This is a genomic window from Chromobacterium haemolyticum DSM 19808 (assembly GCF_000711885.1).
In the GTDB taxonomy this organism is placed as follows: Bacteria; Pseudomonadota; Gammaproteobacteria; order Burkholderiales; family Chromobacteriaceae; genus Chromobacterium; species Chromobacterium haemolyticum.
Window position 1 is genome coordinate 58,456 of record NZ_JONK01000017.1, and the last position, 24,177, is coordinate 82,632.

A 24,177-nucleotide genomic window follows, 5' to 3' on the forward strand; every position below is an offset into this window, starting at 1 on the left:
GAGGGAGCGGGTCTTGCGCCAGAGGGAGGCCGCCCTCCGGCGCGCGGCGGAGCCTGGGCGGTTGATCAAACCATGGGCGGCTCGATTCTGGTGAGCTCCAGGAACACATTGCGCAAGCGCAACAAGGGCTGAGCTTGTTCAGTCAAATTGGAGCTGACGGTCAGGTCGAACCACAAGCTGCCGCCTTTTTGCTCCGGTTCGTGCGCGGCGAACCAGTCCACGCAACCCCGGGCTTGCTGGACAACGACGTCGGCCAGCGGCAGACCGCCGCCGCCCTCTTGCAAGGCCACCTCGGTAGGCGGCATCAGGTAGACCGGCAAGCGCACCTTGCTCAACGCATCGTTCAGCCGGTACTCGTAATATACCGTCAGGCTGAGGATGGCGCTGTCGCTGCCGGCATGGCCGAACAAAGCCTGATAGAACAAGCCAAGCTGGCACTCCAGCGACCGGCTCACCGGCTGGTCCGCGCCCTGGGCGTAGATGACAGCCATGTTCACCGGCTGATCCGAATCCACGGTGGGACGCAGCGGCGCGGACAGGGACACCGTCGGCGTCTGATAGACGAACGGCTCCGCCGTCGGCTTGCCCGGCACCAACTCCTCGTTGCGCCGCAGGAAGACCTGAGCGTTGGCGTCCTGCCGCTCCAGGATATCCAGGTCCGGCAATACCACCATGCGCGCGGCGATGCCCTTGCCTTCGGACGCGGCCAGATAGGCGCCGGTGCTCCGATCAAGATAAGTGAAGGAACGGCTCAGGCCTTCTCCCTCCTCCGGCTCGCACTCGTATCGCTCCGGCTCCACCTGCACGAAAGGTTGGCCGGCGCGCTCGGGCAGCGGCTGCGCCAGCGTCAGCGTCACTCGCAGCGCGCTCACCTTGCCTCCATCCGGGTTGACGCGCTCCACCGCGTCCTCCTCAATGACGAAGCGTATCGGTTCCGCCTGCGCCAGCAGCCGGCTGTTCGCTTGCAACAAGCCCCCGCCGCCGGCGCTGTCCGCCAGCCACTGCACCATCTCGCCGGCGGACAGCAGCGCCGCCTCGGCGTTCTGGATCTGAGCCGGGTCCTTGCTGTTGATGTCCAGCGGCAGCAAGAAGCGGTTCAGATCCTCCACCACCTTGGGAAAGACCTGGGTCATTTCCGCCAGGTTGTCGAACAGATCCCGGCTGAGCGCCATCGCCCTCAAACCGGATTGTCCGCCCAGATTGAAATCAATCTGGCCGTTGATCGCGTCCTGCTCGAAATGGCGTTGCAGCGCATAGCGCAGCCGATAATTCCAACGACTCAGCGCGGCCAGCGGATTGTAGTCGCCGGGCCGGCTGCAAGCCGGGTCCCCGGCGGCCGTAAGCCGCGCCGCCATGACTTCATCCGCAGGCAGACGGCACGGGCAAGCGATGTCGGCGTTGGCCGCCGCCTCCTGCAGGGTCAGGGTCGGCGTTTCCGGGAAGGCGCGCAGCACGATGGGGGTGCTGAAAGCGCCCAACGCCTGGCGCAGCGGCCAGCTCTCGCCGGCGGTGTCCGCCACGAAACTGAGCCAGGACGACGGCTGGTAGCCGCGGATGCCGGCCAGCGCGCCGATCTGGTGTTCAATGTTCTGTCCTTCGAACACCAGGTCCAGGTCCACTTTCTTGGCCTCCAGGCCCGCGCTGGAGAGCAGGAAGCTCAGCAGGCGAGTATTGCCGCCGCCGTCGCCGGCCAGCTTCAATCCCAGCTTGGGCGCGGTCAGAGACAGGTTGCCGCGGCCCATGATGCCGCTGCCGCCCGGCTGGCTCACAATATTGCCGTATAGCCGCGGCGTCAGTTCCGCGCCCGAGGGTTGGATCGCGGCATTGACCTCGGCCTGGAACTGCAGACCGGCGCGCACCGCGTAGAACTCGCTCAGCGTGCCCAGCATCCTCTGGAAGAAGGCTTCGCGGATCGCGTCCAGTTCCCTCTGGTCCGCGCTCTCGTCGCGGAACACCGGAATCATCGCGCTCTTCAAGGCTTGGGCCAGCGCTTCTTTCGCGTCCAGCAGTCCCTGCATCGCGTTGTTGCCGGTCAGGCTGCGCAAGATCTGCGCCGGCGCGACATAGGCCGGCGACAGCAATTGGTCAATGCGAGCCAACGAGGATTGCAGCCATTGATCCAGATCCACGTCGGTGAAAGCGCGCGGCTCGGCCGGGTCCTGCAGGCTGATCACCTTGCCCGTGCGGTAGGGAATGATGGCCGCGTCCATCTTGGACGCCAATTGATTGGATACCGGCCTGGGCGCGAACTGCTTGGGTTGGCCCGGATTGAGCAGACGGTAGGAGATGCCCTGCGCGGCGTCCCGTCCCAACTGCACCGCCCACAAGGTCATGCCGGAGCCGCCGGTGAAGGCGTTGCGATCGCTGCCGGTGGCCACTTGGTAGCGCGGCCCCTGCGGAGTGGACAGCGCTTGCTCGAAGCGGGCCGCAAACTGCTTGAGATCGCGCTGGGCGCTCGCCGCGGCCTGGTCGCCTTGCAGCGGGCCGGTGGACGGCGACAACAGCGTGCCCGCTTCGGCCACGCCGGACACCGCCGCCAGCGCGCCGCTCACCAACTGCGGTTTGCGGCTCAAGGTCAGGCTGGCGTCCAAGCGGAAGATCTGGTCGTCGTTGATCTGGCCAGCCTGCAGCGGCGCGCTCAACTCCAACAGCGGCTGGAAGCCGGCGGCTCGCTCTTGATGGCTGCCGCTGCTGTTGGGCAGCAAGCTGTTGAGCCAGGCGTAGATGTCCACCGCCCAATTGACCAGCGCCGCCTGCTGCGAGGGCTCCAACAGCGCGGTCTCCGGGCAGACGCTGCTGCTCAGCTCGATGCCGAGGCCGTTGGGGTCTTGCAACTGATACAAGACCTTGGCGTAGATGGCGATGGCCTGTTCGATGCGCTGCCGACCACCGGCGTCCAGCGCCTTGGCCGCGTCCAAATAGGGCTGCTGGTCAAAGGCCAGCGACACCTTGAGCCCCGCCTTGCCGTCTTGCAAGGTGGCGAACAGGTAGTCGTTGGCCACAGACGGCCATTGACCGATGCCCAACACGCTGTCGGTATAGCCGGTCAGCTGCGGCGGGAAGTTGTATACGCGCGCCTCGGCCGGCGGCGCGTCCAGGTCGCTGAGGATGCGGTTGCCGAACAAATCCAGCCAGGCCAGTTCAATTTGCAACAAACCGCCCACGCCCAGGTATGGGCTGCCGCTCACCGCAGGCGAGGCCTGGCGCTGCACCGGCGGATGCCGGTACAAACCGGGATACGGCACGGTGCGGACATAACGCCACGGCTCGTCCTCGTTCGCGGCGCGCGGCGCGCGCACTTTGTCGGCAGGGCCGTTGCCGTCGATATTGCCCGGACCGGTGGCCACGCCGAAATTGCTCTCTTTGAAATCGTCGGTCAGGCTGTTGCGGTAGCCGAGCAGATTGAACAGATTGGCCAGATAGATCCAGCCCCAATCGGCGCCGTCGGCCCTGTCCGGCACGGGCGGGGCGGCCTTGCGCTCCAGTTCGATGCCGGCCACGCCGGCCTGAGTCGTGGCCGACACATCGAACGGCCCCAACTCGACCTCCAGCGCGGTTTGGGCCGGGAACAGGCCGGGCGTGCGCGCATTGGCTGCGGCCAGGCCGGCCAAGGGCGCCTGGAAATAGGCCGAGACATCGTCCAGCGTGGAGAACACAGCGCCGTTGGCGTAGCGCCGGCCCACGGTCACATCGACCTCGGGCAGACGCAAAGCGGTATAGCTGACCAACGGGCCGCTCCAGCTGGCGCGATACGGGTTGGCCTGCTTGATCGCGTCTTCGGTGGTGAAGAAATGCTCGGCGATGCGCGTCAGGTCGCCGCCAGGGGCCGCGCCAGTCGGCGCGACTTGATAAACGCCGCCATGCACTCGCAACACGGCGCCGTCGCGCAACGGCCGCCCGGCGTTAAGCCGGGCCAGACTATCGACCCGGCTGTAATAGCCGGCGGCGACGCCGTCCAGCGTGGCCGCGTCAGCCAACGGCGCGGTCTGTTCCCGCCGCAGCACCGCGGTCGCCACCAGCGCCGCGGCGCTGGCGTCGAAGGACTCATTGGTGGCCAGCACGTTCATCCAGTTGCCCACCGCCTGCCCTTCGCCCTCGTCCGCGGCGAACAGCGCCAGCACCGCCAGTTCGGCTTCGCCGCTGTCGTTGAACACATGGTCCGGCAAACCGGACAGCGTGCCGCCGGCTTGCAAGCCCTGGCTGTAGCTGAGGAAAAAGCCCCCCTGACGGGTGATGCTGGCTTCCCACAACAGCCGCAGAAAATCGTCCGGCGCGCCGATCAGATTGGGGAAGGCGTTCTCGGTCAGCGCCAGCGCGCGCAAGCCGTTCTGCGCCGGAGGACGGGTCTCGGTGGACAGATTGACCTTGGCGATGCCGGCCAGGCTGGCGGCCGGGTTTTCCATCTGCCAACCGGCCACCTCGCTGCCGGTGGCGGCCGGCCGGTACAGCACCAGCAGTTGGCTCAAGCCCGCGCCCGGCCCCTGCAATTGGCTGAGCACGCGCTCCAGCAACACGATTTCCTTGTCCGGCGCGCCGATGATTTCATACAGCCGCTGACTGCTGGGATTGTTCGCCAGCGGCTGAGTACGACGCACACCGAAGGGGATCAGCATGCCAAAGCCGTAATTGAGCAAGGGCTGCTCGCTGACGCTGCCGGTGGCGGCGTCGGTGCGCGCCAGCTGCGGCGCGAAACGCGGCAACACGCCTTGCTCCAGCGGGGTGTTGATCAGCGAATCCGGCAGGCTCCACAAACGCGGTTCGGCCACCTCCGGCGCGCGGGCCTGGCGCGGCAGCGCCACCGGCGCCGCGCACTGCCAGGGCTGGGAGCTGGACAGCGGGAAGCGCGAGGCCTGGGCCTCGGCGTCCAGCAAGGGCCGGATCGCCCGCGTATCCGTGCGCAAAGGCTGCCCGGTGGCTGTGGCGCGCACTTTCACATAGCGCAGGTAATCGTCCTGGCTCACTTCGAAACTGGCGCTGGCGCTGCCCGGCGCGCCCAGGCTGAGCCAGGTTTCGGCAGCGCCGCGGCTCAGCGTGAAGCTGAACTTCGCCCCCTGCGCCGGGTCTTGCAGCGCGGGCAGCGGGAAGGCCTGCCCAGTCAGCGCGAACAGACCCAGCTGCGCCGGGTAGTCGTAGCCGCCCTGGCCGTTGGGCTTGACGAACAAGCCGGGCGATTTCGCCGTCAGGCCGGCGGTGGGCAGCCGCAAACCGTTGAGGTAGTAACGCGAAGCCATCGCGCCCAGGTTCTGGAACGCCAGCGTGCGCAGCGCTTCGTCGATCAACTCGCCCACCTGGAACTGCGCCAGTTCCGGGATATTCAGATTGGGATCGCTGTCATGATCGAACAAACCGGCGGCCGCGCCGTTGGCGCCGGCCAGCAGATCCAGGCTCACGCCCAAGCGCGCGGAAATGCCGGCCAGGGTGTCTCCAGCGGCCACCGGCTGCGAGAAGGCCGGCAACGCCAGTATCGCCAGCGACGACAACAGGTCCGCGCGCCGCAGCACGTCGCTGCCTTGCAGTAGCGTGTCCAGCGATACGCCCAGCCCGGCGACAATGCCGGTCAGCGAATCGCCGTCCTGAGTCAGGTAGACCTTATCGCCCAACACGATGCGTTGATTGGCGGCCAGGATGCGCGCCTCGTCGGCGTTGGCCCGCGCCAGTTGCTCGCCGTTGAAGCCGCCGCCAAACAAGGACTGCGCGGCTACTTGTTCGAAACTGAGGCCTCCCGGGGTTTGCCAGCGCATGCCCTCCACCGTCAACGGCTGGGCTCCCGCCGCCAGCGGATGCTCCTGGTTGGCGACGAACAGTTGTCCGGCGCTGAAAGCGTCGTCGCCGGACAGTTGGCCGGTGGCGTTGACCCAGTCGACGATCTCGGCCACCGTCTGCGCCGGCTGAATCACCAGCTTGAAGTTGCCCAGGCCATCGCGCAGCGCCTGCAAGGCCTGGCGCGCCAGCAGGCAGAAGTAGTCGCCAAAGATGTAGCTGGCGATGGAGGCGCCGGTGCCGGACTGCATCCGGACGGCACCGGCCGTCGGCGCGCCGCCGCCTTCCACTTGTACCTGCAGTTGCTGGAAATACTGGCGCAGCAACAGCAGATAGTCGGTCTGGCTGCTGTTGTATTGGCCGAACGCATAATCGTAGCCGGGCGCGCCGGCATAACTCGGCACGTTCAGGCGCACGCCGGGAGGCGCCGGGAAGAACACGCCGTGGGCGTTGGCCGCCGCCGTGGCGGCGAAGCAGATCGTCGCCTGCCGCGCCAGGAAGGCCTCCACCTGATCGGCCGGAATCGGCAGCGGTTGATCCGGATTGGAAAAGTACTGCAGCGCCTGGTTCAGGAAATCGGCGCTGACCACTTGCTGGTTGAGCTGGTCCGGGCTCATCGCGCCGCTCATGCCGGCGGCCAATACCCATTGCAGCACCCGCACGGCCAGGTCTTCAAAACCGTCCTCGCCGCCATTGGCGGCCAACCGGGCGTTCAGCGCCGGGCGCTGGCGCGCGCGCGCCAGCGCGGCATGCGCCAGCCGGCCTTGCTCGGAGCCGCCGTTGCGGGCGGCCGCCAAGGCGCCGCCGGCCTTGACCGGCTCCGGCGTGGCGAGGAAGAAAGCCGCCACATAGCATGGCAATTGCTCGGCCGCGGTCTTGGCCTGATCGCCTGCCACGGTCAGCACCGGCACGGTCCAACCCGTCAGTTGCAAGAGCTGCCCCGCTTGCAGATTGCCCCAGGCCGGCTGATAGCCGGCGGCGTTGGCGGCCAGCCGCGGGCCGGCTCCGCCGCTCTGCCCCAGCGCGCGGCGCAGCCGGCGCGCTTCCAGTTCAGCCGCCGCATGACGCGCGGGCAAGCCGCCGGCCAAGGCCAGCGTCCGCATGCCGTTGCCAGGCAAGGTGCGGCCCCAGGGCGGATTGTTGCCGGCCGGGTTTTTCAGCACAAAAGTGGCTTGCACCGAGGCCGAGAACGACAGGCCTATGGTGATGGTGAACAGACCCAGATTGATCTTGACGTCTACGCTGACCTCCACCGAGGCATTGGCGCTGATGGGGATGTCCTGATAGGCGATGTAGCTGAGCCGCACGTAGATCTTGATGGCGATATTGACGTCGGCGCGGATGATGGCGAAGTCTATGCTGCCGTACAGGCGGCCCTGCACCCCGGCGGTGCCGATCAGCGAGAAATAATAGCCGTCCTGCAATTGGTCGCGGCCCTGGCTGGGCGTGGCCTCGCGGTAAGGCAGCCAGCGCGCCAGCACGCCTTCGATCACGCCGAACACCGTCAGGCTGAACCCGGCGCGCAAAATCCCCAGCTCTATGGATTTGCCCAGACCAAGTTGAGCGCCGAAGCCGAACACCAGCACCGGATTGAACCACCCCCGTTCCGATACCGGCACCAGATTGGTGGTGGCGCTGCTGAGCTTGCCGAAATAAAAACCGGCCGAACCCAGCACCGGGATGCCCGGCGCCACGATCAGCTCTATGGTGAAGGAACGGGCGAAGTCCTGCCGCCACGGGAAACCGATGTCCACCTGGAAATCGCCGTTGGTGTACAGATTGATGCCAAACTCCGGCAGGGTGATCGTGGCCACCCCGATCTGGAATTTGCGCATCAGATTGGGCAAGGCGATATTGGCGGAATAGCAACCCACGGTTTCCGATACCTGGCGATAAAGTATCTGGAAATCCAGGCCGGCGAAAATCTTGGCCATCGGCCCGGCCAGCGCCACGCGCAGCGCGTACAGCGTGGGGTCGTTGAACACCATGGACAGCTGCAACAGGTATTCGTCGGCCTCCTCGTCGGCCGCGGCCGCCTCGCGGGCGGTGATCAACTGCTGGCTGCCCTTGGCCGCTGGCGCTTCCTTGTCTTTCTGGGTTTTCAACACGCCGAAGTCGAAGGCGATGAACCAGGAGTTGTCGGGAGCGAACACCGGCTGCCCTTTGCCTCCCACCGGCACCTCCGGCGGGTTCGGCACTTCCAGGCTGCGCAGCTTGGCGATCACGCCCTGCACCGAGGTCTCCTCCACCAGGCCCGGCACGGTGACGTGCTGTCCCAGCGCCAGCAGGCGCAGGTCCAGATATTTGTTGCCGCCGCCCGGAGGCGCCGGCGTGGTTTCCGGCTTGGAGGGGTCCCAGCTGAGGGCGTCGCCGGATTGCCAGACGAAACTGCCCTGCACGGTGATTTCCACCTTGGCGTCCTTGACCTGCGGATCGTATTTCAACGCCACGCCCTTGAGCGTGAAGAAGCCGAAATCCACCGGACCGATGCCGATATTGAAGCCCACCTGTTTCTTGCTGAAGTTGTACACCAGCTCAAGACCGCTCAGGCTGAAGGAGTTGAGCACGTTCCAGGGCGCGGCCAGGCCGAACTCGGCGCCGGTGGCCCAAGACACGAAGGTCTCCACCATTTCGCCGATGGACTTGTTGTCCAGTTTGAAGGTGGCGACGGTATCGCCCTGTTTGTCGGTCGTTACGGTGGCGAGCAGGGTCAGCCAGCGCAAGCTCAATTCCTGTTTGCCGGGAGCGAAGTTATAACTGACCCCCAGCTTGATGTTCCACAGGGTCAGGTCGGCGCCGATCTCGCCATAGGTGCCCGGCACCTGCGGCGGATCGTCGCCCTCGGTGTTCAGCGGAGCCAGCCCCAGCCGCTCGGCGGCCTTCTTGCCCAGATAGCCCAGCTTCAGCCGGCCGGTGACGCTGACGTCGGGCAAGGCGGAAATCGGCACCCAGGCGCTTGCGGTGGCGGCGCTGAATTCAAAGGAAGTGGCTTTCTGCTTACCCCAGTCCAGTTGCAGCGTCAGCTTGCTCACGTCCGGGAACGACAAAACGGTGCGCCAATCCCGGCCCAGATACTGTTCCAGCAATTCATTAATGCTGAAAACGGTGTCGTCCTGCTGCTGGATGGAAAATGCCCAATCTCCGCCGCCGGCGTAGCTCGCGCCTATGCCCACCACCAAGGGATGGGCCATGTCCGGCAGCAAGGTGGTGTTGGCGGTGATATTGCCCTGGTTTTCCAGCTTGGCGCGGCTGACCGAGAAGCCGACGTTGTCCAGCTTGAACAGCGGCTTGCCGAAAAACTCGAAAGTCCAGGCCGGCTGGAACACAAGGTTCAGCGACACTTGCAGATTGTCGGCGGCCTGGGCGTAGTTGAACACGAAGCTGTCTATCACCGGCAACGACGGCAAGGTCAGGTCAACGCCGGGCAGGAACAGCGACAGCAGGTCCTCCATGCGGATCACGCCGGACTCCAACGTGCCGCGGAACTGCCAATCCGGATATTGCACGCCCACCGCCACCACGCCGGCCTGCTCGCCGCTGCCAATGATGAAATTGCCGTTGGCGCTGGCCCGTACCTGGCGCGTTTTGACCGGGTCGATCAACGCCACTTGGGCCTCCACGTTGCTCAAGGCCACTTTGCCGACCAGCGGCACCGGCTTGGCGCTGTTGGAGCGGATGATGAAGCCGAGCGCGGAGGCGTCCTCTTCCTTGCTGAGGTAGTACAGGTCCAGCTGGCTGAGGCCGAGGTCCGCCAGCACGTTCAGCGGCGGCGGCAGCACCGCCACCAGGTTGACCGCCGCCGCCATCTGGAAGGCGCGGTCTATGCCGGGATAGGGCGCGTCGAACTTGACGGTGAGCAAGGCCTGCTCGCCGGCCGACGGCGCCAGCAATTGCAGCTCCGCGCCCAGCGGCTGATAGCGGCCGCCCAACGCGGCGGTGACGGGTATTTGGCCATCGGAGCTGGACAGGCGCAGGAAGGGGCCGCTCATCTGTATCCAGGGCACGCCGGGCAGCGACCAAGTGCCCTCGGCGGATAGCTCCAGGTTCATCCGCAACTGCTGTTCCGGCGCATCGAAGATCACCGCGATGCGGTTGCTGATTTGCAGACTGGCGAAGATGCCGGTCATGCCCTCCAAGCGGATGGAGGCGATGTCGTCTTCCTCTCCCTCGTGCTTGAACTGGGACACCTCCAGCCACAGGCTGGCGCTGAAGCCCTGCAACAGGGCCAGCACCGCCTCGTTGATATTGCCGCCAGCCAGGATGCCCGGCACCAAGTCCAGCCGTTTGGGCGGCTGGATCTCGCCGTCCTCGCCCAGCTTTTCCTTAAGCTCCAGATAAAGCGCGTTCAGCGGATTCTCGGCCGGTTCGTCTTCGCCCTCCTCGCCATCGGCGCGACGCGCCCGCCGCGCGGCCGCGGCTTGCAAGGCGTGCTCGGCCTGGAAAACGTTCATCAGATAGGCGACGGCGACATTGAGCTTGTCTGCGCTGGACGTGGCGTAGAACGCCTTCAGCTCACGGAAATAACGCGGAATCGGATCGTCCGTCGCGGTCTGGGCGCACAGACTTTGGATGAAGGCGCCGAGTTGCCGGCAGGGGTTGCCGCTCTGGTTGCCGGTGGGCCAGCTGTCCAGCGAGAAATTGAGCTGGTTGGCGGCGGCCGCCAGCTCGTTGATCGGCGGCGAGGCGCTGAACAGGCCTCGGTTGACGCTGGGGTACAAGGCCGGCTGCACGCCCAGGCCCTTGCGCGGCAAGGCCAGGAACGGACACCCCATATTGATCGCCGCCATCATGCTGTTGGCGCCCTCGAACAAGGACAGGGTATTGGTCTTGAACAGGGCGTAGTAGAACAAGGGCTGCGGCACCGGCCCCAACTGGATGAACAGAACCTGGTTGGGTTTGCCGACAATCGCGTTGACCGCGGCATCCACCGCCGCCGTCGAAGTGGGATAGTTGAGCCAGCTGAAACGTTGCACCGCGTTCAGCGAAGCCATATAGCGGCGGCGCGCCTCATGCACCTGCCGCGCAGCCTGCCGCCGGCTGGCGTTTTTCGGGTCCGTGCCGGTCAGCACCACCACCTCGTCGCGGGTCATGTCCCCGCGCAGCAAGCCCGCCACCGCCTGCAACGGCGCCTCGCTCTCCATACTGCCGAAGCGATTGAGGTTCAACACCACCACCGGCGCGGCCAGCCTGTGGTCGCCGTTGTCCTGGTAATCAAGCAGGCCCCCGCACAGAACCGCCGCAGCGGCTTCCGGGCTGCTGTTCACCACGTTTTGAGCGCTGGGCATGATGGCGTAGGACACCACCAGCCGCACTTGCTTGAGCAAGGCGTCGCCGGTCAGATAACGCAGGATCGCCGCGCGCGGATTATCCGCGTAATCCGCCCAGTCCGGCGCCGCATAGCTGGATTCCGGCACATAGGACACCCGGCGTCGGAAACTGGGATTGTTCAGCTCCGGCACTTGCAGCAAATCAATGGCCGGCCGCCTGGCGCCGACGAAATCTATTTTTTCCGCGTAATTGTAGTTATAGGGCTGCAACTGCAGAAAATACTCGACGTTCAGCCCGGTGGCGTAGTTGCCTGCGCTGTCGTCCACCGCTCCGGTGAAGCCGAACAGCGCCTTGTCCGCCGGCGGCGCTTGCGGATAAGCCTTCAGCTCCACCGTGGCCTGGTTCAGCTTGCCGCTGGGCTGATGCTCCAGTTCCGGCAGCAACTCGTACAGCTTGGCCAGCGTGTCCTCGCCGCCCTGGTAATAGACTTCGGCCTTGCCGGCGTAGGCGTAAGTCAGCCCCGCCGCGGTCAAGGGATCGGTCAAGCGCCGCAACAGATTGACCGTGGCGGACTGGTTGCCGAAGCTGCCCCCGGTGCCCACCAATAGACGGATCGCGGCCTGCTGTTCCAGCAGGCTCCGGAACGCGGCGATCTGTTCCTTGTTGATCCGGGCGGAAGTATTGCGGCTGGCCGAGTTGGCGTTGTCGAACAGGGAGAAAGGCCACGTCATGATCGCGCCGTCCTTCAAGATTGAGACTGGTGGGTAAGCGCCGTCGGGTCGGCATCGGGGGCGGCGGCCGGAGGCGGCTGGTCCTGGTTGTAAATCGCGTACCATCCCAGACCGGTGGGCGTCTCCGCACCGGGGTTGCCGAAAAGAAAGAACGAGGTGGCCCCGTTGGGCGGAATGCGCAGCAAACCGAGGAACTTGAGCGCGATCTCGTTGAGCAGCAACAAATAGCCTTTCTGCTCGGCGTTGTACAACAGACGGATCGCGCCGATGGACAGCTTGATCACGGTTTGCAGGCTGAACAGTTCGCCGCCGGGCCCCGCGCCCGGCAAGGCCATCCCGACATGAGCCTGATAGCCGGAGCCGTCGTCCGCCGCGCCGCTGTCGTCGGCCCAGGCCAGCAACAAGGTGGTGTTGAGATTGACCTTGGACGCCAGCGCGCCCAAGGTGCCCAGGTTGACGCGCAGCGACAGGCCGTGCCAGGCGCGGTCGGCCACGCCTTGCAGGCCATAGCTGGTCGCCACCGCCAAAAACCCCTTGGCCGCCGGCGTGCTGTTTGCGGCGCCGGACAAGAGGCCATTTAATTCCAGTTGGAAATCGCGATACAGACCCTGCGCTCGCGAGCGGCTAGCCGCCGGATTGAAGGACAGCTCGTTTTCCAGCATGGAGATCACGGTGGGCCCGCTGTCCGGACCGCTCAGCGGGAAGGCGATGCGCAGGCCCAGGCCGCTGAAACGCAAGCCTTGGCCGGCCACGGGCTCATCACCGTCGGCGCCGAAGGAAAACAGATCGAAAGGCGGCAGTTCCCCCGCCTCGTCCTTGAGCACGGCGAACTGCATGAAACCGGACATGTCCAGCCAGGACACCGCGCTGCCGCCCGCACCGTCATCACGCGTGGACAAGGCCGCCGTGGCGATCTCCACGCTGGTGAGCACATTGTTGCGCAGCTTGAACAAGGCCGGCTGGGCGGAAGACAAGGAGTACACCGGCGCGCCGCCGTTGGTCTGGAAACCGCCTTGCAGCAACACGGCGTTGTAGATATTGGCCTGCCCCTGATCCTCGACCATGCTATCCACCCGGCTGCCGAACAATTGATTCAGCACCACCTGGGCCACGCTTTCAAAACGCTGCACCGCGGTGTTCTGGAACAAGGCCTTCAAGGTCAGCAGGCGGAATTCATAGGTGGCGTCGGCGTCCTGCGGCGGAATCGCATGCGCCTGCGGCTCGTCTTCGTAGTCCGGATCCAGGTAGTAGATCAACCCGAACAAGGAGCTGGAGTCGCTCTGGGTCACGGTCTTGCCGTCGATCTGGCTCAGTTCGACGCCGATATGATGTGCGGCGAAGGCCTCCGGCTGAGTCACCCCCGCCAACAAACCCAGCAACTCCGCCGGCACTTTCTCGATATCCACCCGCAGCAGCAAAACGCCCTGCCAGTTAGGATCCCGGATGATGCGGCAGAAGTTCTGGAAATAGGGATTGTCCTGCTGCTTCAGCGCGCTGGCGAAGTATGCGCTCAGCCAATCGGCCAGCGGGGTCAACTGCGACGCGTCCGGCAGTCCATCCGGCCCCAGCGGCGCGGCGAACAGATTCTTCTGCGTCCATTGCGTCGGCCGGGTCACCAATTCAAGCAGGCTGCCGGGCACGCCCTTGACCACCATTACATTGCGATAGTCGCCGTAGCGGTTGCCCTTGCCCACCGCCGCCTTGAAGCGCCAGCGATCGATCTCCAACTGGTTGTAGAAGCGGGACGGGCTGGCCGGCGGATCCTCAGGCATCACGCCGCTGGCCTCAACCCCCAACTGGAGGGGATTGGCCACCGGCAGAAACAGGTTGTCGGTCTGGAACGCCGCCTGCAAGGCGCTGGACGGCGCGGTAAAGCCCAGCTGCCATTGCGGCTGCCCGCCCGCCATGATCTGCGCCAGCAGCAGACGGCTCCAGCCCCGCTCCGCGACGCGGGCGATGAAGCCTGCCGGCGTGGCCGCGTTGTAGCCGGCGACGTTGCGCGCCAAGTCCAGGCCCAGGCTGGCGCGCGCCGAGCGCGACGCCTGAGCGGAGGCGGCGTTGATGCGATTGCGCCGAGTGGGGCTGACGATCTGGCTCTCCAGCAACTCCATCTGGCCTGCCTGCAAATCTTGGTCCCCGGCGCCGGAGCGAAACGCCGCGAACGGCAACAGGGGGAAGCTCAGTTCGCCGCTGTTGGGCAAGGCCAAGCCGGGGTCTTTGGGTTCCAGCAGATCGCCGCCGTCCGCTTTGGCGGCGTCCGGCAGGCCAAACAGATCGGCGCCCTTGGGCGCGGCCGCGTAGTGAGCGCTGGCGCCTTCGCCCTTGGCCGTCACCGTGCACCAAGAGGTGCGGAAGTCCCGATTCAGCAACAAGGCCAGCGGGTCCAAGGGCGGCCCCACCGGCGAGCTGGGCTCCAGGGGAAAAACCGGCGCATAGGCCGGCTGCCCGCCGCTGGCGCGCAAGTACGCAGCGCCGCTGACGAAGCCGATGTTTTCCGAACCGGACAAACCGGCCAGCAATTGCTGCGGCTGACCGTCCTCCGCTCCCACCACCCGTAGTTCGAAGTCCCCTACCGGCGCAAAGCTGTAACCCAGATACAGCGGCGTCCTGCCGGAGCCGGGATTGACCACCAGGCCCGCTGGCCGTCCAGCCGCCGCGTCCAGCACCGGCCGCAGAGTCACTGTCATGCCGTAGACGGTGCGGTAGTAAGACACCAGATCCTGGCTGGCGCCGGCGGCAAACCAAAACACGGTGGGCGTCGCCGGCAAGATATTGTTGGGATTGACAGGGTTGAACTCGGCGGTGAAAGCGAACAGGTCGGTGGGGTTAGGCTCGCCGCCGTTCACCAGCGGCAGATAAGCGCTCAAGTTCTTCACCGGCTGGTCCGAGCCGGCGCTGTCCGCCACCGTATTGGGCACCAGCAATTGGAAGCCGCAGGCGAAGTTGCGCGCCAAGGCCTGGCGCGCGGTCTTGAAGCCAAAGCGCCAGCTGCCCAGCGCCGTGCCGTCAAACGCCAAGCTGGCGCTGTAATCATCCTGATACAAAATGGGCGCCATGCCGCCGCTCAAGGTGGCCGCCGGCGCATTGCGACCGGTCAGCGTCAGCGCGTCGCCGGATTCCGCGACGCTCAGTACCGCGCCGGAGGCGATGGCGACGCCGATGCTGCCGTCGCCGGTCAGGCTCAGATCCAGCCCATTGCTGGTGCGCAAAACGCCGGCAACAGAGGCGAAGGACAAGACCCAGCCCTGTTCCAGCGCTTGCTGCGGCCGCTCCGCCTGCCGCAGCCACAGCAGCGCGCGCCCGCCGATGACCGTGGCCAGAATCGCATCCAGCGCCGCGATGAAGACGGCGGCCTTGTCGCCGCTCAGATCCGGCGCGACGGCGCAGTAGACAAAGCTGCCGGCCCAATCCGCATTCTCCAGCGCTTCCGTCAAGGGCACCGGGCCGGCCGGCGCTTGAGCGCCGGCGGCCAGCAGCCAGCCCCACCAGCCGGCACCCTCCTGGTTTGCCTGATCGATATACAGCCGGCTACCCGCCAGGCGCTCGAATGCGATCATGTTTTTTCTCCTTGATAAGCGCCTATCGTGAACGTCGTCGTCGCGGCCAGCGAGGTACGCCCCTGCGGCAGCGCCTGCATGAAATAGCCGACCGCGTAGCTGGTGTTGATGGTCAGTTTCAGACCGTCGATAGCCAGGTAGCCTGAGTCGTCGTCGCGCGGCACGGGCAGGCTGCGGATAGGATCGCCGCTGTAAGGCACGGTGGAGCCCTGCCAGATGCCCACCCAGTTGCCGGCGGCTTTCGGCTGATACGCCGTCAGCACCTTGTACTTGAGCTGCAATACATTGCTGTCCACGTAGACCGTCTGCAGCGACACGCTGTCATAGGCCCAGGCTTGCGGATTGTCCTGCTCGCCGGCGGGCAGGTAGACGCTGGAACACACCGCCTGCGCCGCGCCCGCCACCGCGTAGGCGATGACATAGCCCTTGGGCTCGTAATCGAAATTCAGCACCCGAGTGGACGTGGAACTATCGCTCAGCAAAGCGGCCTGCCCGACCGGCGCCTTGTCCCATGGCACCTGATTGGCGCTGCTCTCCCAGGCGTACAAGCGGTTGTCGAATGTTTGCGGCTGATTGGCGGTATTGGTGATGTAGTTGGCCAGCACGCCATCCGGCATCGGCACGCCCACCACAGTGATGAAGACCTGGCGACCGGCATCGTTGCTCAGCAGCAGCAAATTCGACATGAGGCCCTGGATGGTGGTTGACCGGAAAAGCCTTCATCGGCCGGCGCGCCCTCTACTCGACAGGCGCGACGGCCGCTTCAAGCGCGGGCGGATCAGGCCTTGCCGACGGTGAAAGTGGAGGTGGCGGCCAACGAGGTGCGGCCGGATATCTGGTCCACCATGAAGTAGCCGATCGAATAGGTGGTGTTGATGGTCAGCTTGACGCCGGTGAAGTTCACTGTGCCGCTGTCACCGCCCTGGGTGACGCTGACTTTTTTCAGCGGATCGCCGCTATAAGGCACGGTGGAGCCCTGCCACAAGCCCAGCCAGTTTTTATTCGCCACCGCGTCATAGGACTGCAGCACCTGGTAGCGCGCCTGCACCAGGTTGGTGCCGACATACAGCGTTTTCACCGAGTTGTTGGCGTACTGCCAGGCCTGCGGGTTATCTAGCGAACCTTGCGGCACATAGATGGTGGAGCACACCGCATTGGGCGTGGCGGCCACGGCATATCCCAGGATGTAGCCTTTGTCCTCGAAGGGAAAATCGACGGGTTGGGTGCTGGTGGAGCTGTCGGTGTCAATGGCGGTGTAGCCGTCCGGAGACTTGGCCCAAGGCACGATATTGCTGGTGGTCTGCCAAACATAGATGTGGTTGCCATATTTCTTCGGCTGATTGGCGGTATTGGTCACGTAATTGACAATCGCACCGATGGCCGACGGCTCGCCTACGAAATGGATGGTCACGGTGGAGCCATCGTTTGCGGTCAGCAGCAGTTTGGTTTCAGCGTCCTTGAGATCCTTGAGATCGCCCATGTTTTTCAACTCTCTATGGTGCAAGGCAGCCAATGCGGCGCTTGCGATTGATCGGAACCTTAGCTCGCGACCGGACCGCCGTGCGATTGGATCGCGGGCGGTCCGGTCTGCTTCTTTTGATAGCATCCGACTCAATCCGACTCAAAAAATAAATTATTTGTCATTCTTGATGTTTTTGATCTAGAACTAAGCTGTTCTTGCCTTATCCACTGATGACATTAAATCTAAAAACGCATAAAAATCATTGCCTTAAAAAACAATAAGCAGGCACCTTCGCAACATCGGCCGCCCAAAACAAAACAGCCTCCCGTCAAAAATGACAGGAGGCTGTTTAAGTATCAAATTACATCAAGAAGTCCGGCCGCTCCACGGCGGACCCGCAGCGTCATTGCTGGATCAGCCAATCCACGTAACGGTCCACGCCCTGCTCAACGCTAAACAGTTCGGCGTCGTAGCCGGCGCTGCGCAGCTTGGCGATATCGGCCTGGGTGAAGCTCTGGTACTTGCCCTTGAGCGCGTCCGGGAAGTCCACGTATTCGACGATGCCCTGAGCCACCATCTCGTCCAGGCTCAGCCCCGGCTGGCCCTCATGGCGGCGGCAGGCGTTGACGGTGGCCACGGCCACGTCGTTGAACGGCTGCGAGCGGCCGGAGCCCAGGTTGAAGATGCCGCTCTTTTCCGGGTGATCCAGGAAATAAAGATTGATCTTGGCCACATCCTCCACCGACACGAAATCGCGGCTTTGCATGCCGTTGCCCCAACCGTCCCAGCCGCCGAACAGCTTGACCTTGCCATGCTCGCGGTACTGATTGAAATGGTGGAAGGCCACAGAGGCCATGCGGCCCTTGTGTTGTTCGCGCGGGCCGTAGACGTTGAAATAACGGAAACCCACCGCCTGCGCGCTCAGTCCTTCCTTCATACGTTGGCGCAGCACTTGGTCGAACAGGAATTTGGAGTAGCCGTAGACATTGAGCGGGCCTTCGTACTGGCGCTCTTCCTTGAACACGGTGCCCTTGCCGTAGGTGGCCGCGCTGGAGGCGTAGAGGAACTGGATTTCCTCGTGCTGACAGTAGTCGAACAGGGCCAGCGTGTACTGATAGTTGTTGTCCATCATGTACTTGCCGTCGTGATTCATGGTGTCGGAACACGCGCCCTGGTGCAGGATGGCGGACAGTTCGCCTTCGAACTCGCCCTCCAGCAACAGGGCCAGGAAGTCGTGCTTGTCCATGTAATGGGCGATTTCGCAATCCACCAGATTGCGGAATTTGTCGCCGCTGGACAGATTATCCACGGCGATGATGTCGGTGACGCCGCGCTCGTTCAGCGCTTTGACCAGGTTGGAACCGATAAAACCGGCTGCGCCGGTAACGACGATAGTCATGTTTTCCTTTCCGCCGCCGGCCATCGCCCACGGCGCGAGAATAGGGGTGCGCGTTTAAAAACCGGCGCCGGGCTCTGCCAGATAGGTCCGCTCGTCCGGCGTATCCACCCGACCCAGCGCGGCGTTGCGATGCGGGAAGCGCCCGAAGCGGACGATCACGTCCCGGTGACGATGCGCGTAATCAATGAAACGGGCCATGGCGGCATCCTCCGCCATGGTTTCAAACAAACGCACGGCTTCGTCCTGATCCGCCAGCGACTCGCTGTGCTCAAACGGCAGATAAACAAAGGTGCGGGCGATATGGGGCAGTTGCCGGTCCAGGCCCAGCTCCACCATGCGGCGGGCCCAAGCCAGCGCCAAGCCATCGGTGGCGAAGGCCTCGGCGGAGCCGCGGAACAGGTTGCGCGGGAATTGATCGGTCAGAATCAGCCAGGCCAGGCCGCGCCGGGCGTCATCGGCGTCCGGCGGCAGTTCGCCTGCGCGCGCCTGCCGCCATGTCTCCAGAAAGCGTTCACGGATGACGCCGTCGAACACGTCGTCCTTCTTGAACCAGGCGCTGCGCGGCACCGACAGGAAGCTGTCGTCGGCGCCGCCGAACCAAAACTCCAGAATCGCGTCGGTGTAATGCTGCATGCGGTCTCCTCAGGATTCAGTTCACACGGCGAAAAGTTCGCGCTGGCTGCACACCGCGGTGCCCAGCTTGCCCACCACCACGCCGGCGGCGGCGTTGGCCAGGCTCATCGCCACCGGCAGCGGCTGGCCGGCGGCCAACCCCAGCCCCAGCGTGCCGATCACGGTGTCGCCTGCGCCGGACACATCGTACACCTCGCGCGCGAAGGTGGGCTGATGCACCACGCCCTCGTCGCGGAACAAGGTCATGCCCTCCTCGCTGCGCGTCACCAGCAAGGCGTCCAGCGACAAAGTCGCGCGCAAGGCCTGCGCCTTGGCGGTCAACTCGCTCTCGGAAGCCCAGCGGCCGGCCACTTGGCGGAATTCGCTGCGGTTCGGCGTCAGCAGCGTGGCGCCGGCGTATTTGCTGTAGTCGTCGCCCTTGGGGTCGATCAACACCGGCTTGCCGGCCTGACGCGCCAGCTCGATCATCTTGCTGACGTGAGTCAGGCCGCCCTTGCCGTAGTCGGACAGAATCACCACATCATGACTGGCCAGGATCTGCTGATACTCTTCCAGCTTGCCCGCCAGAATCTCATGGCTGGGCGAGTCCTCGAAATCAAGGCGGATCAGCTGCTGCTGCCTTGCCACCACGCGCAACTTGATGGTGGTGGCGATGCCGGGATCGCGTTTCAGCGAGGTGGCGATGCCGTCCGCCGCCAGCAGGCGTTCCAGCGCCGAGGCGGCTTCATCGTCGCCCACCACCGACAACAGGGTGGCCTGGCCGCCCAAGCCGGCGATGTTGCGCGCCACGTTGGCGGCGCCGCCGGCGCGTTCTTCAATGCGCTCGATCTTAGCCACCGGCACCGGCGCTTCCGGCGAAATACGGGTGGCGTCGCCAAACCAGTAACGGTCCAGCATCACATCGCCCACCACCAGAACTTTCGCTTTCGCCAGTTCGGCGGCCAGTTTGGAGCTATCCAGCCCCAGGTCTTGCATCAGGCCCATGGCAATCCTCAGCGGCCGATCGCGAAGTAGTCGAAACCCTGCTCGCGCATCCAGGCCGGGTCGTACATATTGCGGCCGTCAAACACCAGCGGCAGCTTCAGCGCCCGCTTGACCGCGCCCAGGTCCGGCGCGCGGAACATTTTCCATTCGGTGACAATCAACAAGGCGTCCGCCTGCTGCAGCGCCGCCATCATGTCGTCGGCGAAACTCAGGCCGGCGATGTCGCCCATCACCCGCTGCGCTTCATGGGTCGCCACCGGATCGAAAGCCACCACTTCCGCGCCGCGGCGGCTCAGTTCCGCCGCGATCACGCGGCTGGGCGCTTCGCGCATATCGTCGGTATTGGGCTTGAAGGCCAGGCCCCACATCGCGAAACGGCGGCCGCTCAGATCCTGGCCGAAACGCGCCAGCACCTTGTCCACCAAACGCAGCTTCTGCAGATCGTTGGCCTCCTCCACCGCCGTCAGCACCCGCAGTTCATGGCCGTTTTCCTTGGCGGTCTGCACCAGAGCCTTGACGTCCTTGGGGAAGCAGGAGCCGCCGTAGCCCACGCCCGGATACAGGAAGTGGTAGCCGATGCGCGGATCGGAGCCCATGCCCAGGCGCACCTGCTCGATGTCCGCGCCCAGGCTCTCGGCCAGATTGGCCAGCTCGTTCATAAAGGAGATGCGCGTCGCCAGCATGGCGTTGGCCGCGTACTTGGTCAGCTCCGCGGAGCGCACGTCCATCAGCAACACGCGTTCGTGATTGCGCTGAAACGGCGCGTATAGCCGGCGCATCATCGCAGCCGCGCGCTCGTCGTCCACGCCGATCACCACGCGGTCCGGACGCATGAAGTCGTCTATGGCCGCGCCTTCCTTCAGGAACTCCGGGTTGGACACCACGCTGAATTCCAGGGCTTCGCCGCGCTCGGCCAGGGTGTCCGCCACCGCGGCCTTGACCAGGTCCGCGGTGCCCACCGGCACGGTGGACTTGTCGACAATGACTTTGTAGTCCGTCATGTGACGGCCGATATTGCGAGCGGCGGCCAGCACGTATTGCAGATCAGCCGAGCCGTCCTCGTCCGGCGGGGTGCCGACGGCGATGAACTGCACGTCGCCAAAGGCCACAGACTCGGCGATGTCGGTGGTGAAACTGAGCCGGCCGGCGGCCACATTGCGCCGCACCATGTCCTCAAGGCCGGGCTCGAAAATCGGAATGCCGCCCTGCTTCAGGATGGCGATCTTATTGGGATCCACATCCAGGCAGCACACGTGATAGCCGGTTTCCGCCAGACAAGTGCCGGTCACCAAACCGACATACCCCGTACCGATAACTGTGATTTTCATATTTTATTGAGCCTGATAGTGCTGAATGTCTTGGTTGATGGCGCGCAACACGGCCAGCGGGTCGGCGGCGCGGGTGATGGGCCGGCCGATCACAAGATAGTCGGAGCCCGCCGCCAACGCGGTCGTCGGGGTCATCACCCGGCGCTGATCGTCGGCTTCGCTATCCGCGAGGCGAATGCCCGGCGTCACCAATTTGAAGTCGCGGCCCAGCGCGGCTTTCAGTTCGCCGGCCTCCTGAGCCGAGCACACCACGCCGTCCAGGCCGCAATCGCGGGTCAGCGCCGCCAGCCGCAGCACATGCTCTTGCGGCGAGACGGCGATGCCGATTTCGGCCAGATCGGCGGCTTCCATGCTGGTCAGCACCGTCACCGCGATCAGCAGCGGCCGTTGGCTGTACGGCGCCAGCGCCTCGCGCGCCGCTTCCATCATCCGGCGGCCGCCGGAGGCGTGCACATTGACCATCCAGACCCCGGCTTCCGCCGCCGCCTTGCACGCATGGGCCACGGTGTTGGGAATATCATGGAACTTCAAGTCCAGGAACACCTGAAATCCCCTGGCCACCAGGCTTTCCACCAAGCTGCGGCCGGAGGACGTGAACAACTCCTTGCCCACCTTGAGCCGGCACTCGCTTGGGTCCAGACGGCTGGCGAAGCGCAAGGCGCTATCCGCGTCGGCAAAGTCCAAGGCCACGACAACAGGCGAAGTCGGCCGAGCCGCGTCGGCTGCGATCAAAGGGTTCATGCTTGCTCCATTCTTGCCGCCGGAAGCTGCCGGCGGCCTGTATTCAAATCAGCGCAGCCGCTCAGGGCGGCTGCACAACTATCTCGATGTCCAAGCCGGCGACACAACCGCGCGGCGAACCTAAGAACCCGTTGACGATCTGTTGCGCGTCGGCGATACGGCGCTGAAAACACCGTCAAAATGCTCATGCACCACTTGACCATTCCGCTTTTTCGCTCGATTTCGCCTTGTCTCGCCTTAGCTCACGAGATCGTGAACAGGTCATCAGTTCTAACTAAAACAGAAGTTACTGCGATTCCGTGCGGTTGGCGGTGAACCCCTCCCACTCGCCGCAAGCCGGGCAATGCCAGAAGAAGGCGCGCGAGCGGAAATTGCAGCATTTGCAGCGATGCACGCTCAGGCGCTGCGCGTGCTTGAGCACCAGCGCGCGCGCCACTTCCGCGTCCATCCGCCCTTCCGGGCTCAACTCGTCCATCTGCGCCTCGATCAGCCGGTACACGCCGGAGAGGCTGGGACGAGCGTGCACGCCCTCTCGCGCCACTTCCAGCGCCTTCTCCTCGCCCTCGTAGGTGGCGATCTTCTGGTACAGCAGATCGGTCAGCTCCAATTGCGGGAAGGTCTTCTGATAGCCGCGCAGCAAGGCGATGCCTTCCAGCGGCTTGTCCATCCGTTCGTAAGCGTCGAACAAGCGCTCGGCAGCCATCGACAGGTATTCGTAGTTCTGTTTCTCGATGTTCTGCCAAGCCGAGATCGCCGCTTCCACATGGCCTCCGGCAAACTCGATGTCGCCCAGGATCAGGCTGGCGCGCACGCATTTGCGGTTGGCGGCGAACGCCTCCTCCACGTAGCGGCGGGCCTGCTCGCTATTGGATTTATACAGCTCGCCCTGAGCCAGTTCGCAGTAGAACTGCGCCACTTCATGCTGGAAGGAGTGCGCGTCGCTGCGCAACTCCTTGGCGGTGGCGATGGCCTTGTGCCAATCGCGGTCCTGCTGGTAGATGTCCAGCAGCTGGCGGCGCGCCGCCAGGCCCATATTGCCGTCTTGCAGCTTGATCAATATTTCTTCCGCCCGGTCCACTAGGCCGGCCTTGCGAAAATCCTGGGCCAGCTCGAAACGCACCGCGTCGCGGTGCTCGGCCGGCAGATCCGGCGCGTCCAGCATGCGCTGATGCAGGCGGATGGCGCGGTCGTTCTCGCCGCGCTTGCGGTACAGTTTGCCCAAGGTATGCTGCAACTCCAGCGCCGACCCTTGCTGGCGGGCCACTTCGGCCAGGGCCGAGGCCGCGATATCGGTCTTGTCCTCCACCAGCGCGTCCAGGCCGCGGAAAAAGCCGGTCGGCACCGCTTTCGCCTGTTTCAGCACCGTGCGCATGTCCACGCGCGCGGCAAACCAACCCAGGCCGAAAAAGGCCGGAAACAATAGCAACCACCACAAATCCAGTTCCAACAGCAATCCTTTCCGGACAAACAACAACAGCCGCTCCCGGGCGGCATCATCAAGAACGGCGAATGGAATCACAGCGGCGCCTAAACGCGGCGCCGGCTCGCTCCGCCGCTCGCGCTAGGCTTAATCGGCGATCGCGTCGCTGGGGTCGCTGATCACCTTGCTGGCGGGGGGACGGTTGCGTAATTCTTTTTTCAATTGAGACAGCTCTTTTCGGCTACGCAGATAATAGCCGAGCGTGGCGAGCAGACCCACCAGGGCGCCAACCACGAAAAACAACAGCAGAAACACAATCAGCGGCGCGGACCAGGACTGGCCGAAGAACAATTTGAATTCAACCGCATGGCTGTTTTGCACGGTGACCGCGATCAGGAATACCAACAGGGCCAATTCAACGATACGAAGCAGGTAACGCATGATCTCGCTCGATTTGTTTGCCGGAGTGCAAGTTTAAACGATAGCCCGGCGCAACCCAAGCTGGAATTTCAGCCGCGCAAAGAAAAAGCGCCGCAAAAAGCGGCGCTTTGGATTCGCTAGACAGGGCTCATACGCCTAGGCTTCGCTCTGCTCCAACAGGGACAGGTCGACGCGTTCGCGCAATTCTTTGCCCGCCTTGAAATGCGGCACATATTTCTCAGGAACCGAGACGCTGGTGCCCGACTTGGGGTTGCGGCCAATCCGCGGCGGACGGTAGTTCAAATCGAAACTGCCGAAACCGCGGATTTCAATCCGGTTTCCCTGCGCCAGGTTATTGGCCATCGCATCCAAAATGGTTTTGACGGCCAACTCAGCGTCTTTGTAGACCAACTGAGAATTGCGCTCGGCGAGTCGTTCCGACAGCCTAGCGATCAGCTCAGATTTGGTCATGTC

General features: G+C 64.3%; 12 protein-coding genes. All 12 read right to left on the reverse strand.

Features of this window, described 5'->3' with window-relative positions; all coding sequences use genetic code 11:
• Window positions 1-65: 65 nt before the first annotated feature.
• The gene (locus BR71_RS11680; protein ID WP_156038964.1) at window positions 66-11,759 is read right to left on the reverse strand and encodes a LysM peptidoglycan-binding domain-containing protein; all 11,694 of its coding nucleotides are present in this window, start codon (window positions 11,757-11,759) and stop codon (window positions 66-68) included.
• Between the two features lie 14 nt (window positions 11,760-11,773).
• Complete coding sequence (locus tag BR71_RS11685) at window positions 11,774-15,316, reverse strand: hypothetical protein (RefSeq protein ID WP_043637352.1); 3,543 nt, start codon at window positions 15,314-15,316, stop codon at window positions 11,774-11,776.
• A complete protein-coding gene (locus tag BR71_RS11690; protein ID WP_043637355.1) occupies window positions 15,313-16,002 on the reverse strand; it encodes a hypothetical protein in 690 nt (229 codons plus the stop codon). Before BR71_RS11690 ends, BR71_RS11685 begins: the two co-directional genes overlap by 4 nt.
• A 92-nt stretch (window positions 16,003-16,094) precedes the next feature.
• Window positions 16,095-16,796 carry a hypothetical protein gene (locus BR71_RS11695; RefSeq protein ID WP_043637358.1) on the reverse strand — a complete coding sequence of 234 codons (702 nt, stop codon included), beginning with the start codon at window positions 16,794-16,796 and terminating at the stop codon, window positions 16,095-16,097.
• 385 nt (window positions 16,797-17,181) lie between these two features.
• A complete protein-coding gene (gene rfaD, locus BR71_RS11700) occupies window positions 17,182-18,177 on the reverse strand; it encodes an ADP-glyceromanno-heptose 6-epimerase (protein ID WP_043637361.1) in 996 nt (331 codons plus the stop codon).
• Window positions 18,178-18,231: 54 nt separating this feature from the next.
• Window positions 18,232-18,810, reverse strand: coding sequence for a DUF924 family protein (locus tag BR71_RS11705; protein WP_043637471.1), 579 nt, complete (start codon window positions 18,808-18,810; stop codon window positions 18,232-18,234).
• A gap of 21 nt (window positions 18,811-18,831) precedes the next feature.
• Entirely contained in the window at window positions 18,832-19,794 is a 963-nt protein-coding gene (rfaE1, locus tag BR71_RS11710; RefSeq protein WP_052370521.1) for a D-glycero-beta-D-manno-heptose-7-phosphate kinase, read from the reverse strand.
• An 8-nt stretch (window positions 19,795-19,802) separates the two neighbouring features.
• On the reverse strand, window positions 19,803-21,122 hold the full coding sequence (locus BR71_RS11715; protein ID WP_043637364.1) for a UDP-glucose dehydrogenase family protein: 1,320 nt from the start codon (window positions 21,120-21,122) through the stop codon (window positions 19,803-19,805).
• Between the two features lie 3 nt (window positions 21,123-21,125).
• Window positions 21,126-21,863 carry an orotidine-5'-phosphate decarboxylase gene (pyrF, locus tag BR71_RS11720; protein WP_043637366.1) on the reverse strand — a complete coding sequence of 246 codons (738 nt, stop codon included), beginning with the start codon at window positions 21,861-21,863 and terminating at the stop codon, window positions 21,126-21,128.
• A gap of 286 nt (window positions 21,864-22,149) precedes the next feature.
• Complete coding sequence (gene lapB, locus BR71_RS11725; protein WP_043637474.1) at window positions 22,150-23,310, reverse strand: lipopolysaccharide assembly protein LapB; 1,161 nt, start codon at window positions 23,308-23,310, stop codon at window positions 22,150-22,152.
• A 120-nt stretch (window positions 23,311-23,430) separates the two neighbouring features.
• A complete protein-coding gene (locus tag BR71_RS11730; RefSeq protein ID WP_019104285.1) occupies window positions 23,431-23,724 on the reverse strand; it encodes a LapA family protein in 294 nt (97 codons plus the stop codon).
• A gap of 135 nt (window positions 23,725-23,859) precedes the next feature.
• Window positions 23,860-24,174 carry an integration host factor subunit beta gene (locus BR71_RS11735; protein WP_019104286.1) on the reverse strand — a complete coding sequence of 105 codons (315 nt, stop codon included), beginning with the start codon at window positions 24,172-24,174 and terminating at the stop codon, window positions 23,860-23,862.
• Window positions 24,175-24,177 lie beyond the last annotated feature (3 nt).